Source organism: Rhodanobacter sp. FW101-FHT13A11, from assembly GCF_058790335.1.
On sequence record NZ_JBYTCN010000001.1, the window covers coordinates 466,543 to 481,860 of the forward strand.

At 68.2% G+C, this 15,318-nt stretch carries 13 protein-coding genes, 1 pseudogene and 1 riboswitch; of the genes and pseudogenes, 11 read left to right on the forward strand and 3 right to left on the reverse strand.

Features of this window, described 5'->3' with window-relative positions; all coding sequences use genetic code 11:
• The first annotated feature begins 129 nt into the window (after positions 1–129).
• The 9 genes and pseudogenes from AC3WRN_RS02090 (at position 130) to AC3WRN_RS02130 (ending at position 8,501) form a co-directional block, all read left to right on the forward strand.
• Positions 130–855: a FadR/GntR family transcriptional regulator gene (locus AC3WRN_RS02090; protein WP_068092404.1), complete on the forward strand. Its 726-nt coding sequence runs from the start codon at positions 130–132 to the stop codon at positions 853–855.
• Positions 852–1,778 carry a 2-dehydro-3-deoxygalactonokinase gene (locus AC3WRN_RS02095; protein ID WP_068092402.1) on the forward strand — a complete coding sequence of 309 codons (927 nt, stop codon included), beginning with the start codon at positions 852–854 and terminating at the stop codon, positions 1,776–1,778. The genes AC3WRN_RS02090 and AC3WRN_RS02095 overlap by 4 nt, the downstream gene beginning before the upstream one ends.
• Positions 1,775–2,422, forward strand: coding sequence for a 2-dehydro-3-deoxy-6-phosphogalactonate aldolase (locus tag AC3WRN_RS02100; protein ID WP_492621671.1), 648 nt, complete (start codon positions 1,775–1,777; stop codon positions 2,420–2,422). Before AC3WRN_RS02095 ends, AC3WRN_RS02100 begins: the two co-directional genes overlap by 4 nt.
• Positions 2,419–3,567, forward strand: coding sequence for a galactonate dehydratase (gene dgoD / locus AC3WRN_RS02105; protein WP_068092399.1), 1,149 nt, complete (start codon positions 2,419–2,421; stop codon positions 3,565–3,567). Before AC3WRN_RS02100 ends, dgoD begins: the two co-directional genes overlap by 4 nt.
• Positions 3,568–3,569: 2 nt before the next feature.
• Entirely contained in the window at positions 3,570–4,334 is a 765-nt protein-coding gene (locus AC3WRN_RS02110) for an SDR family NAD(P)-dependent oxidoreductase (RefSeq protein ID WP_492621672.1), read from the forward strand.
• Positions 4,331–5,236: an SMP-30/gluconolactonase/LRE family protein gene (locus AC3WRN_RS02115; RefSeq protein ID WP_492621673.1), complete on the forward strand. Its 906-nt coding sequence runs from the start codon at positions 4,331–4,333 to the stop codon at positions 5,234–5,236. Before AC3WRN_RS02110 ends, AC3WRN_RS02115 begins: the two co-directional genes overlap by 4 nt.
• Before the next feature lie 49 nt (positions 5,237–5,285).
• Positions 5,286–6,677: a sugar porter family MFS transporter gene (locus AC3WRN_RS02120; RefSeq protein ID WP_492621674.1), complete on the forward strand. Its 1,392-nt coding sequence runs from the start codon at positions 5,286–5,288 to the stop codon at positions 6,675–6,677.
• A 48-nt stretch (positions 6,678–6,725) separates the two neighbouring features.
• Positions 6,726–6,845: pseudogene (locus tag AC3WRN_RS02125) on the forward strand (IS5/IS1182 family transposase); the annotation flags it as partial.
• A gap of 240 nt (positions 6,846–7,085) precedes the next feature.
• Positions 7,086–8,501, forward strand: coding sequence for a DNA polymerase Y family protein (locus AC3WRN_RS02130; RefSeq protein WP_492621675.1), 1,416 nt, complete (start codon positions 7,086–7,088; stop codon positions 8,499–8,501).
• Positions 8,502–8,555: 54 nt separating this feature from the next.
• On the opposite strand, the gene AC3WRN_RS02135 is transcribed toward AC3WRN_RS02130, so the two are convergent.
• The 3 genes from AC3WRN_RS02135 to AC3WRN_RS02145 all read right to left on the reverse strand — a co-directional run bounded on the left by AC3WRN_RS02135 (position 8,556) and on the right by AC3WRN_RS02145 (position 13,134).
• Complete coding sequence (locus AC3WRN_RS02135; protein ID WP_068092392.1) at positions 8,556–9,479, reverse strand: hypothetical protein; 924 nt, start codon at positions 9,477–9,479, stop codon at positions 8,556–8,558.
• Between the two features lie 84 nt (positions 9,480–9,563).
• A complete protein-coding gene (locus AC3WRN_RS02140; RefSeq protein WP_492621676.1) occupies positions 9,564–11,696 on the reverse strand; it encodes a beta-agarase in 2,133 nt (710 codons plus the stop codon).
• Positions 11,697–11,802: 106 nt separating this feature from the next.
• Positions 11,803–13,134 carry an APC family permease gene (locus AC3WRN_RS02145; protein WP_492621677.1) on the reverse strand — a complete coding sequence of 444 codons (1,332 nt, stop codon included), beginning with the start codon at positions 13,132–13,134 and terminating at the stop codon, positions 11,803–11,805.
• A 175-nt stretch (positions 13,135–13,309) separates the two neighbouring features.
• Positions 13,310–13,385, forward strand: a riboswitch (S-adenosyl-L-homocysteine riboswitch).
• A gap of 17 nt (positions 13,386–13,402) precedes the next feature.
• Here AC3WRN_RS02145 and AC3WRN_RS02150 point away from each other — a divergent pair.
• Positions 13,403–14,317 carry an ATP-grasp domain-containing protein gene (locus AC3WRN_RS02150; protein WP_492621678.1) on the forward strand — a complete coding sequence of 305 codons (915 nt, stop codon included), beginning with the start codon at positions 13,403–13,405 and terminating at the stop codon, positions 14,315–14,317.
• A complete protein-coding gene (locus tag AC3WRN_RS02155) occupies positions 14,307–15,266 on the forward strand; it encodes a UPF0104 family protein (RefSeq protein ID WP_492621679.1) in 960 nt (319 codons plus the stop codon). Before AC3WRN_RS02150 ends, AC3WRN_RS02155 begins: the two co-directional genes overlap by 11 nt.
• Positions 15,267–15,318 lie beyond the last annotated feature (52 nt).

Sequence of the window (15,318 nt, forward strand, 5' to 3'; positions counted from 1 at the left end):
GAAAAAAAGTGCTGCTGCACCTTGGCAGGACACGTGCCAAGTGCTTATAGTGATTTGTATGACAAACAATCAGGGCTCCAGCAGAGCCCGGCAGCATGGTTCGACCAACGCCACCTGGGGCCGCAGTACATGAGGAAGCCAATCGCAGTCCGCAGCCTGTACGGGCACGTCATGCACGAGCTCGGGCAACGCATCGTTGGCGGCAAGGTCAAGCCCGGCGAGGTGCTGCCCCGCGAGGAGACGCTCGCCGAAAGCCTTCAAGTGAGCCGCACTGCATTGCGCGAAGCACTCAAGGTGCTCTCGGCCAAGGGGCTGATCGAATCACGCACCGGCGTCGGTGCCCGGGTGCTGGAGAAACGCTGCTGGAACCAACTGGACGCCGACGTGCTTGCCTGGCGCTGCGCCTCAATGCCGACTGACGATTTCGTCGACAAGCTGGTGGAGATGCGCGAGGTCATCGAGCCGGCCGCCGCCGCCAGCGCCGCGCGCCGCCGCACCGCGGAGCAGCTCGCCGCGATCGATACCGCCTACCGCGCGATGGACGAGGCGCAGACTCTCGACGACTGGACCGTGGCCGATCTGCAGTTCCACGACGCGGTGCTGCAAGCCACCGGCAACGAACTGCTGCAGTCGCTGTTCTCGGTGGTCGAGACCGCGCTGGGGACATTCTTCACCCTGTCCGCCCGTACCGCAGCCAACTTCAAGTACTCGCTGCCGCATCACCAGAAGGTACTCGAGGCGATCCGCCGCAAGCAGCCGGAAGTGGCACGCAAGGCGATGCAGGCGATGATCGCCGACTCCCAGGCCAACCTGCAGCAGAGCCGCGGCCGCCGCCGCAAGAAGGCCGGTTCGTGAGTACGCCGTTGCTCGGTCTGGATTGGGGCAGCACGCGACTGCGCGCGTTCCGTTTTGGCGTGGAGGGTCGCGTGGAGGAGGCGCGCGCGCTGCCCTGGGGCAGCCGGCACCTGCCCGAAGGAGGCTTCGCCGAGGCATTCGAACTCGCGGTCGATGGCTGGCCCCGGGCGCCTGTACTGGCATGCGGTATGGTCGGCAGCCGTGGCGGCTGGCATGAAGTGCCTTACCTCGACACACCGTGCCGCCTCGAGCGGCTGGCGGACGCGCTGACCACGATCGACGCGCCCGGCGGACGCCAACTCCACATCGTGCCGGGCCTGCGCGATCCGGCGGGGCCGGACGTCATGCGCGGCGAGGAGACCCAGATCGCCGGCCTGCTCGCGCAACGGCCCGCCCTGTCCAGCCAGGCCCGCCTGCTGCTGCCCGGCACGCACAGCAAATGGGTACGCGTGCACGACCACGCCGTCACCGGCTTCAACACTGTGATGACCGGTGAGCTGTTTGCCGTGCTGCGCAGGCATTCGATCCTCGGTGCTTCCCTTCCTGACGGCGCGGCCGACGACGACAGTGCCTTCGCGCGCGGTGTCACGGCATCGCGCAACGCTGGTGCGGCCGGCGCCCTGTCACGCCTGTTCTCCGCACGCGCCTTGATGCTCGAGGGAGCGCTCGCGCCGTCCGCGGTCGCCGATTTCCTTTCCGGCCTGCTGATCGGCGACGAATTGCGTATGGCGCTGGCCGCAAGCTGGGCCTCGCCGGACGAGCCCGTACAGGTGATCGGCGAGGACGCGCTGTGCGCGCGCTACCTGCAGGCGGCCGGGCTGCTCGGCCTTTCCTTCCTCGCCACCCCCGGCACGACCACGGCGCACGGCCTCTGGCAGGTCGCCGTGGCGGCCGATCTCACCACCGGATACGCCTGTCCATGACCGACTTCAAGACCTGGCTCGACCCGCTTCCGCTGGTCGCGATCCTGCGTGGCCTGAGCCCCGACGAAGCGGTTGACGTCGGCAACATGCTGGCCGACGCGGGCTTTCGCGTCCTGGAAGTGCCACTCAACTCGCCCGCACCACTGGATAGCATCCGGCGGCTGGCCGAGCGCTTCGGCAGCGAGCGCCTGATCGGCGCCGGCACCGTGCTCGACCCGGCGCAGGTGCGCGGCGTCGCGGACGCCGGCGGACGGCTGGTGGTGATGCCGCACGCCGACGTGGCAGTGATCCGCGCCGCCAAGCGGGCCAGTCTGTACTGCGTGCCCGGCGTGGCAACGCCGACCGAAGCGTTCGCCGCGCTCGCCGCGGGCGCCGATGCGCTCAAGCTGTTTCCGGCCGAGCAAGCCTCCCCGGCCGTGCTCAAGGCATGGCGCGCGGTGTTGCCCGCCGGTACGGCGGTACTGCCGGTCGGTGGCATCGCACCGGACACCATGGGCCCATGGTTGGCCGCCGGTGCGGCCGGCTTCGGCATCGGCTCTTCGCTCTACGCGCCGGGACGCGCGGCCGACGATGTCGGTGCGCGCGCCCATGCCTTCGCCAAGGCCTGGCGACGCCACCTCGATTCGCAAGGATCCCACGCATGAAGATCACCCGCCTGACTACGTTCATCGTGCCACCGCGCTGGCTGTTCCTGCGCATTGATACCGATGCTGGCATCAGCGGCTGGGGCGAGCCGATCGTCGAGGGTCGCGCCCACACCATCGCCGCGGCGGTGGGCGAACTCTCGGACTACCTGGTCGGCAAGGATCCGCGCCACATCGAAGACTTGTGGAGCGTGATGTACCGCGGCGGCTTCTACCGCGGCGGCCCGGTGCTGATGAGCGCGATCGCCGGCATCGACCAAGCATTGTGGGACATCAAGGGCAAGCATCTGGGCCAGCCGGTGCACGCGCTGCTCGGCGGACCGGTGCGCGAGCGCATTCGCGTGTATTCGTGGATCGGCGGCGACCGGCCGGCCGACACCGCGCGCGCCGCGAAGGACGCGGTGGCGCGCGGCTTCACCGCGGTGAAGATGAACGCCACCGAGGAGATGCAGTACGTCGATACCCACGCGAAGGTCGAGCAGGTGCTGGCAAATGTGCAGGCGGTACGCGACGCGGTCGGTCCGCATGTCGGGCTGGGCCTGGATTTCCACGGCCGGGTGCACAAGCCGATGGCCAAGGTGCTGATGCGCGAACTGGCTCCGTACAAACTGATGTTCATCGAGGAGCCGGTGCTGTCCGAGCACCTGGAGGCGTTGCCCGAGCTGGCCGCGGTCTCGCCGGCGCCGATCGCACTGGGCGAACGGCTGTACTCGCGCTACGACTTCAAGCGCGTACTGGCGATCGGCGGCGTGGACATCCTGCAGCCGGATCCCTCGCACGCCGGCGGCATCACCGAGACGCGCAAGATCGCGGCGATGGCGGAAGCCTACGATGTGGCGATCGCGTTGCACTGCCCCCTCGGCCCGATCGCGCTGGCCGCGAACCTGCAGCTGGACGCGGTCTGCCACAACGCCTTCATCCAGGAGCAGAGCCTGGGCATCCACTACAACGCCGGCAACGACCTGCTCGACTATGTCAGCGACCGCAGCGTATTCGCCTACCAGGACGGCTTTGTCGCCATCCCCGGCGGTCCGGGCCTGGGCATCGAGGTCAACGAAGCCTACGTCGCCGAGCGCGCTTCGGCCGGTCACCGCTGGCGCAATCCGGTGTGGCGGCACGCCGACGGCAGCGTGGCGGAGTGGTGAGCATGTCCATGTTCGCCACCTACCCCAGCCTGGTCGACCGCACGGTATTCGTCAGCGGCGGCGCGACCGGCATCGGCGCCGCCTTCGTCGGGCACTTCGCGCACCAGGGCAGCCGCGTCGCGTTCATCGACATCGACCGGGAGCACGGGGAACAGCTCGCCTCGGAGCTTGGCGACGCGCGCCACCGTCCGTTGTTCCTTCCCTGCGACGTGACCGACCTCGACGCACTCGCCGCCAGCATCGCAAAGGCACGCGCCGCGCTGGGGCCGATCGGCGTGCTGGTCAACAACGCCGCCAACGATGTGCGGCATGCGTTCGGCGACACCGGTGCAATCGAGTTCGACCGCAGCATGGCGGTCAACCTGCGCCACCAGTACTTCGCCACGCAGGCGGTACGCGAGGACATGCGGCGACTGGGCGGCGGCTCGGTGATCTGCCTGGGCTCCACCGGCTGGATGAAGAAGAACGCGGGCTATCCGATGTATGCGATGGCCAAGGCCGCCGTGCGCGGCCTGGTCAATGGTCTGGCGCGCGAGCTGGGGCGCGACCGCATTCGCATCAACGCGCTGGTGCCCGGCTGGGTGATCACCGAGAAGCAGCAGCGCCTGTGGCTGGATGCCGACGGCGAGGCGGAAATCGCTCGCGTGCAGTGCCTGCCGGGCCATCTGATGGCCGACGATCTCGCCCGCGCCGCACTGTTCCTGGCCGCCGACGACAGCCGCATGTGTACCGGGCAGGACTTCATCGTGGACGGCGGCTGGGTATGAACGTGCCCGCCACGGTCGTCTTCCAGGCGCGCAACACGCTGGGCGAAGGCATCGTGTGGTGCGAGCGCGAGCAGGCGCTGTACTGGACCGACATCCATGCCGCGACTCTTTGGCGCTACCGTCTGCTCGACGCCCGTGCGGATCAGTGGCCGATGCCCGAGCGGCTGGCCTGCCTGGCACTGTGCGAGGCCGACGGCTGGCTGCTGCTAGGATTCACTTCGCGACTGGCGTTTTTCCACCCGGTCAGTGGCACGTTCGCACCCATCACTACGGTGGAAGCCGGCCTGCCGACGCGCCTGAACGACGGCGCCTGCGATCGCCAGGGCCGCTTCGTGTTCGGCACCCTGCACGAACCGCCCGCGGGCAGAGCCCGACAACCGGCCGGCAGCTTCTACCGCCTCAACGCGGAACTCTCGCTCGAGCGCCTCGATCTGCCCGGTGTGGCGATCAGCAACAGCATCGCGTTCAGCCCCGACGGCCATACGCTGTATTACTGCGATTCGCCCGCCCGCACGATCCAGTGCTGCGACTACGGCGAGCGCTGCGGTCCCTCGCGCACCTTCGCCCGCCTCGACGATCCGCGCGGCGAGCCGGACGGCTCGGCGGTGGACGGGGCCGGCAATCTGTGGAATGCGCAATGGGGGCTGGGACGCGTGGCGTGCTACACGCCGGACGGCCGACTGGACCATTGCATCGACGTGCCCGTCTCGCAGCCGACCCGCCCGGCCTTCGGCGGCCCCGACCTTGCGACGCTCTACATCACCAGCGCGCGCGATGGCCTCGATGCCGGGGCGCTCGCCACCGAACCTTCCGCCGGCGCGCTGTTTGCAGCACCGGCGGGCAGCACCGGCCTGCCGGAACCACGCTTTGCCGGCACGCCGCCGCGAATATCCACCACATAGGCGGCACCAGCCGCCGCCCTCCATACCGCCTACCGGGGAAACACACCCTATGAACACCCACGTCATCGCAGCTCCAGCCATGCAGCCCAGGACCACGGTCGTCTTCACCTGCGTGCTCGCCGCGCTGGCGGGGCTGATGTTCGGCCTGGACATCGGCGTCATCTCGGGCGCCACCCAGTTCATCCAGAACGATTTTTCCGTCAGCGACCACGTCATCGAATGGATCGTGAGTTCGATGATGTTTGGCGCGGCGGTCGGCGCAGTCGGGGCCAGCTGGCTATCCGCCACGCTGGGGCGCAAGCGCTCGCTGATCCTGGGTGCGGTGTTGTTCGTGCTGGGTTCGCTGCTGTCCGGCCTGGCCTGGTCGCCCGGCACGCTTATCGCCGCACGCCTGGTGCTGGGCCTTGCGATCGGCGTGGCCACCTTCACCGCACCGTTGTACCTGGCCGAGGTGGCACCGGAACGCATCCGCGGCGCAATGATCTCCACCTACCAGCTGATGATTACCATCGGCATCCTGGTGGCGTTCCTCTCCGACACGGCGCTGAGCTACACCGGAGCCTGGCGCTGGATGCTCGGCGTAATCGCGATCCCGGGCGCATTGTTCCTGCTCGGCGTGCTGCTGCTGCCGGATAGCCCACGCTGGCTGATGATGCGCGGCCGCCGCGATGAAGCCATCGGCGTGCTGCGTCGCCTACGCGGCGACGAGGCCGTGGTTCTGCGCGAGGCGGCCGACATCGAGGAGCAGCTGAGGACGCCCCAGCGCGGCTGGCACCTGTTCCTGGAGAACCGCAATTTCCGCCGTTCGGTCGGGCTCGGCGTGTTGCTCCAGCTCATGCAGCAGTTCACCGGCATGAACGTGGTCATGTACTACGCGCCGCGGATTTTCCAGACGATGGGCTACGACACGGCCGCGCAGATGTGGTTCACCGCGCTGGTGGGCCTGACCAACGTCCTGGCCACTTTCATCGCCATCGCGCTGATCGACCGCTGGGGCCGCAAACCGATCCTCTACACCGGTTTTGCGGTGATGGCCGCGGGCCTGGGCGTGGTCGGCGCAATGATGCATGGCGGCATCGGCAGTCATGCCGAGCAGATCTTCACGGTGGCGATGCTGCTGATGTTCATCGTCGGCTTCGCCATGTCGGCCGGCCCGCTGGTGTGGACGCTGTGCTCGGAGATCCAGCCGCTCAAGGGTCGCGACTTCGGCATCGGCTGCTCCACCTTCACCAACTGGATCGCCAACATGATCGTGGGCGCCACCTTCCTGAGCCTGCTCAACGGCATCGGCAACGCCCATACATTCTGGCTCTATGCCTCGCTCAACATCCTGTTCATCGGCCTCACCCTGTGGCTGGTGCCGGAGACCAAGGGTGTGACGCTGGAGCAGATCGAACGCAACCTGATGCACGGCAAGCCGCTGCGCGAGATCGGTCGCTAACAGGCTGTTGAAATTCGCCGTTGTCAGGCCTGGTGTTGCGGTGTGCGAATGCGCGGAGCGGGTATCACCCGGGAATCGTTGTTCACGATAGCGAAGCTGGACGATTCCGTACCGGCGCACCATCCGCTGCGCGGCGTGCGCACAACGGTTGATGCCGCACACGAAAGAAGCGATTCCTGGTGCAAGAGTCACGCGCGATGACACCCCATCGCGGCGAACGGCGTGCCACCCTGCCTCCACCACGCGAATTTCGACGGCTTGCCAGGGGATGGAACCGCCAGGCGGCATTCCCATGCCGTCGCTCTCCCCAGGGGGCGCCAGCGTAGCCGGCTCCGCCGCAACCGGCGCGGCGTCTCCCACAGCGAGATCCGCCCGCGCTATATCATCGGGCCGCTTACGAGACGTGCCATGAGCCTGCGCAGCCTGTTCGTCGACTTCAACAGCTACTTCGCCTCGGTCGAGCAGCACGAGGAGCCGTCGCTGCGCGGCCGCCCGGTCGGCGTGGCGCCGGTGGCCGCCGAAACCACCAGCCTGATCGCCGCCAGCTACGACGCCAAGGCGTTCGGCGTGGGCACCGGCACCATGGTTCGCGAAGCGCGCCGGCTATGCCCCGGCATCGTCATCCGCGTCGCGCGGCCGGAACGCTATGTGGTCTGGCATCACCGGCTGATCGAGGCGATCGACCACGCCATCCCGATCGCCCGCGTCGGCTCGATCGACGAGGTAGCCTGCGAGCTGGTCGGCCGCCAGCGCCGGCGCGAAGTCGCCGAGGAAATCGCGCGCCAGGTGAAGAGCGAAATCGCACTGGCCGCTCCCGGTGGCGCGATCCGCTGCTCGATCGGCATCGCGCCAAACGACTTCCTCGCCAAGACCGCCTCGGACATGCGCAAGCCCGACGGCCTCACCGTGATCGAACAAGCCGACCTGCCGCACGCGCTGCATGGGCTGGCACTGCGCGATCTGTGCGGCATCGGCCCGTCGATGGAAGCGCGCCTGCATGACGCCGGCATCACCACCGTGGCCCAGCTCACCGCCGCTTCGAAGCTGGTACTGCGCCGCGTCTGGGGCAGCATCGAGGGCGAGCGCATGTGGGGCCTGCTGCGCGGCGCCTGGCTGCCGACCGCGCCCACCGAACGCGGCTCGATCGGCCACTCGCACGTGCTGGGCCCGGAACTACGCACCCCCGACGGCGCCCGCGCGGTGCTGAAGAAGCTGCTGGTGAAGGCGGCCATGCGCATGCGACGCGAAGAGATGCTCAGCGGTGCGATGGCCGTGCGCATCCGCTTCATCGGCCACGACCAGCGCTGGGAACGCGACCTCGCCTTCGACCCCACCGACGACAGCCGCGAACTGCTGCGCCTGTTGAACGGTATGCTCGACAGCGGCAACCGTCGCCGGCCACTACCGCTGGGCATGGATGCCCGAGTGCCACGAGCGCAGGATGCGCAGGAGTGGCCTGGTCCGGTGAACGCCACGCCATTATCGGTCAGCGTGACTTTGATGCGTCTGGTGCCGCGCACGCAGAGCAGCGGCTCGCTGTTCGCGCCGACGCACGACACAGGTCGCGTCGACGCACTGGTCGACCGCGTCAACGCGAAGTTCGGCTACAACAAGCTCTACTTCGGCAGCATGCAGCTGGCGCTGGAGCACGACGCCGCGCCGATGCGCATCCCGTTCAACCGCGTGCCCGATGCCGGCAGCGAGAACGAGGCCAGCCATGACGCACTGTGGCTGCAATCACTGAATCGGTTCAAGGCGATGACCGAGCAGACGCACCGGCAGCGCGAACGTTCGCGCCACGGACCAGACAAATCATCACCGTGATTACCCGCGGCACAACCGATACCAGCTGATATAGCACCCAACATTCGCACCCAGTCACTTGCTCAAATAGAGTTCGTGGACGACCTGATGGATTGCCTGTATGGAACAAAATGCCTGCCCCCTCAGATATTCAGGAAGCAGCATAATGTGCTCTCGATCTTTTCTTGGATGGAGCGTTCTGTTGCCTGCCTCGACAATCTGCTCCATTGCGTTCTTGAGCTCAGGCCGACTTTCGGCAACTTCTTCCACCAACCTGCCGAGTCTTTTGTATTCTGGTTTCTGTTGATCCTGCTTCTTTGGGTTGATCCCAAGTTTCGAAGCTCGATCAATGAGGGCGTACTCAAGAATCGCCCGAGCAAGCGCAATGACCGAAAGGTGGTTGTCGAACAGGTAGCACCGAGTTAGCTCCTCGATTCGAATGCGCAAGGAACTAGGCATCACCTGTTTTGCTTTTGGGCCTAATACCGGCAAGACCTTGGAAGCATTCTGAATCCAACGATCAGGAGCAAACCATGGAGCCTGAAGCACCTGTTCAACCTCATCGAGCTCCTGTTCCGTGTACTCGCTGTCATCCAAGCGCCAATAATCAAGGCCACTGAATAGGATATTAGCGACCTTGTCGCCCTTGCCGCCCAACTCGATGTGTTCTTGCCTGATGTCATAGCCGATGGCTTGCAATATGTCAGATGCTAGCCGGGCGATATGACTCTTATTGGGCTCAATGACCTCCCGATAGAACTTCCATGGTCCCGACGCCACTTCACCTATTGCCTCGGATAGGTTCTTGGCGACAAGGAGGCGGCCCAAAGCGATGAGGGCAAGAGAGAGACTACAAACGTCATTGGCAAACGCAACGCGTCGATCCGTAGGGATGTCCGAAACCCTTAGGCCAGCCAAGTCCCCTGCCATGCCAATCACTCGTTGGTAAATCTGCTGGCACTCTTGAAGCCGGCTGTTCAATTCGGCTATCTGGGTCACGCTTTGCCCCCTTGAGATCCAAGCAATATCAGACTCACTTTACTCCCACGACACACTGCAGACCGCCTCGCTGAGTACCCCTGGTCATGGTCGCACTCGTCGGTTCGCCAGCGTCACCGCCTCCACGAACCCGCCGAACGGAATGTCGGTGATGCCCACCAGGCCGATATGCGAATTCTCGCCATCAAGCAGGCGCCCGGTGACCGGCTGATCCACGTAGTCGAACCAGTGCGCGCCGACGATGACGGGATCGCTTGCCGCCGCGACGATGAACTTCGCATAGGCTTCACCGCGCTGCTGCTCGTTCCATACCGACACCACGCCCTTGCCGAACGGGCCGCGATCATCGGAGCCGAAGTGGAACTCGCCGATCAGCACCGGCTTGTCCAGTTGACGCATCGCCACCGCGTCGAAGCCGTGCTGCGGCAGGTCGGCGTAGACGTTGAAGCTGACCACGTCGCAGTACCGGGCGCAGGCCGCGACGGCTTCGGGCGTGTTCACCGCGAAGCGGCCACCGAGGAACAGGTGGTGCGGGTCGTGGCGGCGGATCGCTTCCGCCACGGTGCGGAAATAGGTGTCGGCGTAGCGGCGCAGCCACGCGCTGTAGTCGCGCTCGATCGCCGGGTGCGCCTCGTTCGGCGCGGGTGCGGCGAAGCCGGTGGCGTTGAGCGTGTCCCATGAGGTGAGTGCGATGCCCCACGCCGCGGCCAGCGTTTCCGGCGCCACGTACTGTTGGCGCAGCAGCGCGATAAAGGCCTGCTTGGCGGGACTCTTCGCGTCGCCAGCCAGCGTGCCCAGCGCCAAGCCCCAGCGGCCTTGCGGGCCGCTGCCGGCCCAGGCCAGTTCGTTGTCGGCGAAGTAGCCGAGCAGCCAGGGATCGTCGCGCACGCCTTCGCTCGCCTTGGCCACCGCCATTTCCGTCGCCTGCACGAAGCGCGGGTCGAACGGATCGGGCATGCGGCCCCAGTAGTCGTAGCCGCTGGCGACATTGGCGTAGTCGCCGGCGACTTCGATCGAGCGCGTGTACGGCAACCGGTGCGCCTGGCCCAGCGCGTCGTCGCTCCAGTTGCCGATGGTGTTGAAGCCCCAGGCCTGCAGCCGGTCCAGCGTGCGGATGCGCCATGCAGTCAGCCAGTCGCTGCCATCGACGCGATACAGGTTCGCCGCGTAAAAATCGAACCAGCGGCCATGGTTGTAGCCGATGCCACGGCTGGCGCCCTGCTCCTGGCGGCGGCTGTCGTCGCTGCCGTAGAACGCGGCCCACCCGCCACGGTCGGGCGGCAGGTCGTCGAACATGAACCCGCGGCCCTCCACGTAGCTGCGCCCGCCGTCGGTGATGGCCACGTTGACGCCGAGCGAGAAGAAGGCGTGGCCGTCGGGCGTCACCAGGCGCCAGCGGCCGTCCCGCTTCTGCGTGTGGAACCAGCCGGTGCGGTCGAGGCTCTGGACGTCCAGACGCCCTCCATACGCATCCAATCCGGCGTTCTGCACCACGGTCGGCTTCGCCTGCACCGCCGTGCGCAGCGCGGCGTCGGAACCGATCCTCTCCGGCCAGCGGCCGCGGGTGTATTGCCCATAGCGGTCGACGATGCCGGCGTAGGCGTCGTGCAGGGTGGCCGCGCCCGGCGCCACGTCGATGCGGCCGAACAGCAAAATCTGCGCGGCCTGCGGCGCCGGCACGCCGAGCCGGATCGCGCCGACCTTGCGCAGGTCCAGCCTGCCCTGCACCGTGGTCGCCAGCAGGGTCGGCCGGCCGTGCTCGTCGAACGGCATCGGCGGCCCCACCTGCATGCCTTCGCCGCGCGGCGACGTCGCCTGCAGCGGAACCACCAGCGTCTGCGCCGGCCCGGCCGGCACGCCCACCGTCGCGTGCAACTGCTGGCCCGGCGCCGCGCCATCGATCGCCACGTCGAGCGTCACCGCCCACGGCATGGCGTTCTGTACGCGCAGACGAAGTTCGCCCTGCCCCGACCAGTCCCATGCGCCGCTCGTCGGCGCGATCACGACCTGCGGATGCGCCGCCGGCTGGAACGCGTAGCGCTGCTGCGCCACGCCGTCGCCGGCGTGCTCAGTGTTGCCGACGCGCCGCACGTGCTCGAGAGTGACACGGGTCGCCGCATCCGGCGCTGTCAGATCGGTCACGCCCGGCGCGGTCGATGCGTGGCAGGCGCCGAGACCGCACAGGCACAGCCAGATCCATGCATGGCATTTCTTCATCAGCATCCTCACGTGAACCCGCTTCGCAGGGCGGGCACCGCCCGCTGGCCTTGGGCCGCATGGCGCAACAGCGGCGGGCAGTGCCCGCCCTACAAATCTGGTCACCTTACGCCGGGCGATTCCGCGTCCAGCGCTGCCATCCGTAGTACACCGGCACGCCGAGCGCGATGATCAGCAGGCTCATGCCGGCGTCGCCCGGCGCGTGGATGGCGCTGGCCACGATCACGCCGAACACGGTGATCACGAAGACCAGCGGCAGCAACGGGTAGAACGGCACCCGGTACGGCGCCGGATCGTCGATGAAGTGCTTGCGGTACCAGAACAGCGTGCCGATGCCGAACACATGGCCCAGCCACTCGCCCACCGTGGTGTAGTTGAGCAGCTGGTTGAAGCTGCCCGACACGGTCAGCACGATTGCCCATGCGCCGAGTACGGCCAGCGCGATCTGCGGCGCCCGCGTGCGCGGATCGACGCGCCCGGTCGCGCGAAAGAACACGCCGTCGGCGCCCATCGTCTGCAGCACGCGGGCGCCGCCGGCGATCGCGATGCTGCAGTAACCGAAGGTGGAACAGGCGATGCCGACCTCGATCACGGTGGCGCCGTGCGCGCCGAACAGCTTCTGCATCAGGTCCGCCGCCGGCGCGATGCTGGTGGCGAGGCCGGCGTGGCCGAGCCCGGCCAGGTACGCGAAGTTGACCAGCACATAGCACAGCACCACGCCGGCCATGCCCATGCCCAGCGCCCGCGGTAGGGTGCGTTGCGGGTCGCGCACTTCGCCGGCCAGGTCGTTGAGGTAATGAAAACCGCCGTAGGCGAACAGCACCGGCAGCAAGGCGCCGGCAAAGGCCCACGACGACACCGGATGCGTGGTATCCGGCGCCAGTGCCACTCCGAACTGGCCCTGCGCCAGCACCAGGCCGGCCACCACCAGCAACGCGATCGCCAGCACCTTCAGCACGGTGAAGATGTTCTGCATCCATGCACCGGCGCGGATACCGAACAGGTTGATGCTGACGATGAACACGATCGCACCGACCGCTACCGGCATTTCGTAAAGCCGGCTGAGGCCCAGCGCCCGGCAGAAATAGACGGCGAATTTCGTCACCACCGCGGCCACGCTGCCGGGGTAGTTGATCAGCGCCATCGTCCAGCCGAACAGGAACGCCGGCAGCAGGCCGAACGCCTCGCGCAGGTACACATAGATGCCGCCCGCCTGCGGCCGCCGCGCGCCGAGCTCGCCATAGCACAGCACGCCAGCCAGGGTCAGCAGGCCGCCGATCGCCCATAGCGCCAGCACCTGCATGCCGGACGAGGTGTTCTGCGCCACCGTGGCCGGCGTGATGAAGATGCCTGCCCCGATCACGCCGCCGATGACGATCATCGCGGCGTCCCAGGTGTTCAGGCGGCGGGCATAGGCGTTGGCGGGTTCGATCGGCATGGCGGCTACCTTGCCATTGTCCGTGCGGTTTCCACCAGTCCCGCATGGCGCATGGCCGTGCCCGGCGGCATGCCATCCGGCAAATTGACAAGCCGCAGCCGCACCGGAAGACTGTCGCCGGCAGTGCGTCATGTGCTGCCGGTTCATGGCGCCGCGACGATCGCGCGGCGCCATCGCTGCCGAGGGGTGCTGCAGCGGACGTCGTCCGCCACGCTCGGCCTGCGATTCCGTCGCAAGGGCGCCCTTTCCGCCTGCTGGAGATGTCGCCATGCCCGTTCCCGTCGCCCCTCGCCGGCTCGCCCTCGCCACCTCCATCGACCATGCGTCGATCCAGCCCGACGACGCGCACCTGGCCGCCACGCTGGAACGGCTCGGGCTGCCGCCGGTGGTCTGCGTGTGGAACGACCCGACGGTGGATTGGTCGGCGTTCGACGCGGTGCTGATCCGCACCATCTGGGACTACTTCAAGCACCACGCCGCGTTCATCGACTGGCTGGACCGGCTCGACGCGCTGGGCGTCCCCACCATCAACGACAGCGCGCTACTGCGCTGGAACAGCGACAAGCGCTACCTGCTCGAACTGGCGCGGCACGGCGTCGCCATCATCCCCACCCGGCTGGCCGGCGCGGACGCGCTGCCCGACACGCTGGCGGCAATGGCGGGGCAATCGGTGGTGATCAAGCCCAGCGTCAGCGGCAGCGCCTGGCACACGCTGCGCGGCACCGCCGGCGACGCGGCGCTCGCCGATGCCGCAGCGCAACTGCCGCGCGAACGCGACTACCTGGTGCAGCCGTTCGTGCCGGAGATCGTCAGCGCCGGCGAATGGTCGCTGCTGTACTTCGCCGGCGAGTTCAGCCACGCGGTGATCAAGCGCCCCGCCGCGGGCGACTACCGCGTGCAGGGCGAGTACGGCGGCCGCACCGAGCCGGCGCAACCCGACGCCGCCATCCTGGCCGCCGCCGACCGCGCACTGGCCGCGCTGGCGGCGCTCGGCCACGGCGGGCACGCCTACCTGCGCGTCGACGGCGTGGTCAGCGGCGGCCGCTTCCTGGTGATGGAGCTGGAACTGATCGAACCGTTCCTGCACCTGGCCGCGCACCCGGCGGCGGCGGAGCGGCTGGCACGGGAGGTGGCCGCGCGGATCGGCCGGCCGGATGCGGCCGCAATGGCCCGTGCGCGCTAAGCCGCCGCGCCGGCGCGACGCCGCCGCGCGTTCCCCGCGCTGGCTGCGCCTGGCCTCGTGGGGCGGATCGCTGGCGGCGTTCGCGCTGGCGGCGTGGCTGCTGCGGCGCTACGTCACCGGGCTGTCGTGGCGCGAGGTGGCGGCCGCCTGGGCGCAGTTGCCGGCGCGGCACATCGCATCCTCGGTCGTCGCCGCGGCGGTCAGCCTGACGATGCTGGCGCTGTTCGACGTGCTGGCGGCGCGCACGGTGGTGGGCGATCGCGTCTCCGCACGGCTGGCGGCGTTCGCCGGCGCGGTTACCCAGGGCATCTCGAACACGCTGGGCTTCCATGCGATCACCGGCGCCGCGCTGCGCTACCGCATCTACGCCACCGCCGGGCTGGGCGCCGGCGACATCGCGCGCATCGTGGCCCTGGCCGGGCTCGGCGTGGGACTGGGCTTCGCCGTGGTGGTCGCCGGCGCGCTGTGCTGGCAGCCGCAGATCACGCAGGGCTGGGGCCGCTGGCCGGGCATGGCGCTGGCCCTGCTGCTGCTCGCCCTGCTCGGCTGGCTGGCCCGGCCGCGCACGCTCGCGCTGGGCCGGCTGACGCTGCCGCTGCCGGGCGCCGGCACCGCGGCGGCGCAGATGCTGATCGGCGGCGTGGAGATGCTGGCCGCGATCAGCGCGCTGTACGTGCTGCTGCCGGCCGGCGCGGCGCCGCCGTTCGTCGATTTCCTGCCGATCTACGTCGGCGCGGTACTGGCCGGCATCGTGAGCCACTCGCCGGGCGGGCTGGGCGTATTCGAGACGATCATGCTCGCCTCGTTCCCGCCCGAGGCACGCGCCGACCTGCTCGCCGCGATGCTGTGCTACCGGCTGACCTACAACCTGCTGCCGTTCGTGCTGGCCAGCGCGGCGCTGGCCGGCTTCGAATGGCGCCTGCGGCGGTCGGCGCGACATCACTGCTGACACCCGCCGGCGGCGCGCGCCTCTAGAATCGGCGCATCGCCCCGCCATGGTT

What these genes read in the sequence shown, in the direction of transcription:
- AC3WRN_RS02090 (WP_068092404.1), top strand. Translation starts at nt 130, where the DNA reads ATGAGGAAGCCAATCGCAGTCCGCAGCCTGTACGGGCACGTCATGCAC.
- AC3WRN_RS02100 (WP_492621671.1), top strand. Translation starts at nt 1,775, where the DNA reads ATGACCGACTTCAAGACCTGGCTCGACCCGCTTCCGCTGGTCGCGATC.
- dgoD (WP_068092399.1), top strand. Translation starts at nt 2,419, where the DNA reads ATGAAGATCACCCGCCTGACTACGTTCATCGTGCCACCGCGCTGGCTG.
- AC3WRN_RS02110 (WP_492621672.1), top strand. Translation starts at nt 3,570, where the DNA reads ATGTCCATGTTCGCCACCTACCCCAGCCTGGTCGACCGCACGGTATTC.
- AC3WRN_RS02115 (WP_492621673.1), top strand. Translation starts at nt 4,331, where the DNA reads ATGAACGTGCCCGCCACGGTCGTCTTCCAGGCGCGCAACACGCTGGGC.
- AC3WRN_RS02120 (WP_492621674.1), top strand. Translation starts at nt 5,286, where the DNA reads ATGAACACCCACGTCATCGCAGCTCCAGCCATGCAGCCCAGGACCACG.
- AC3WRN_RS02130 (WP_492621675.1), top strand. Translation starts at nt 7,086, where the DNA reads ATGAGCCTGCGCAGCCTGTTCGTCGACTTCAACAGCTACTTCGCCTCG.
- AC3WRN_RS02140 (WP_492621676.1), bottom strand. Translation starts at nt 11,696, where the DNA reads ATGAAGAAATGCCATGCATGGATCTGGCTGTGCCTGTGCGGTCTCGGC.
- AC3WRN_RS02145 (WP_492621677.1), bottom strand. Translation starts at nt 13,134, where the DNA reads ATGCCGATCGAACCCGCCAACGCCTATGCCCGCCGCCTGAACACCTGG.
- AC3WRN_RS02150 (WP_492621678.1), top strand. Translation starts at nt 13,403, where the DNA reads ATGCCCGTTCCCGTCGCCCCTCGCCGGCTCGCCCTCGCCACCTCCATC.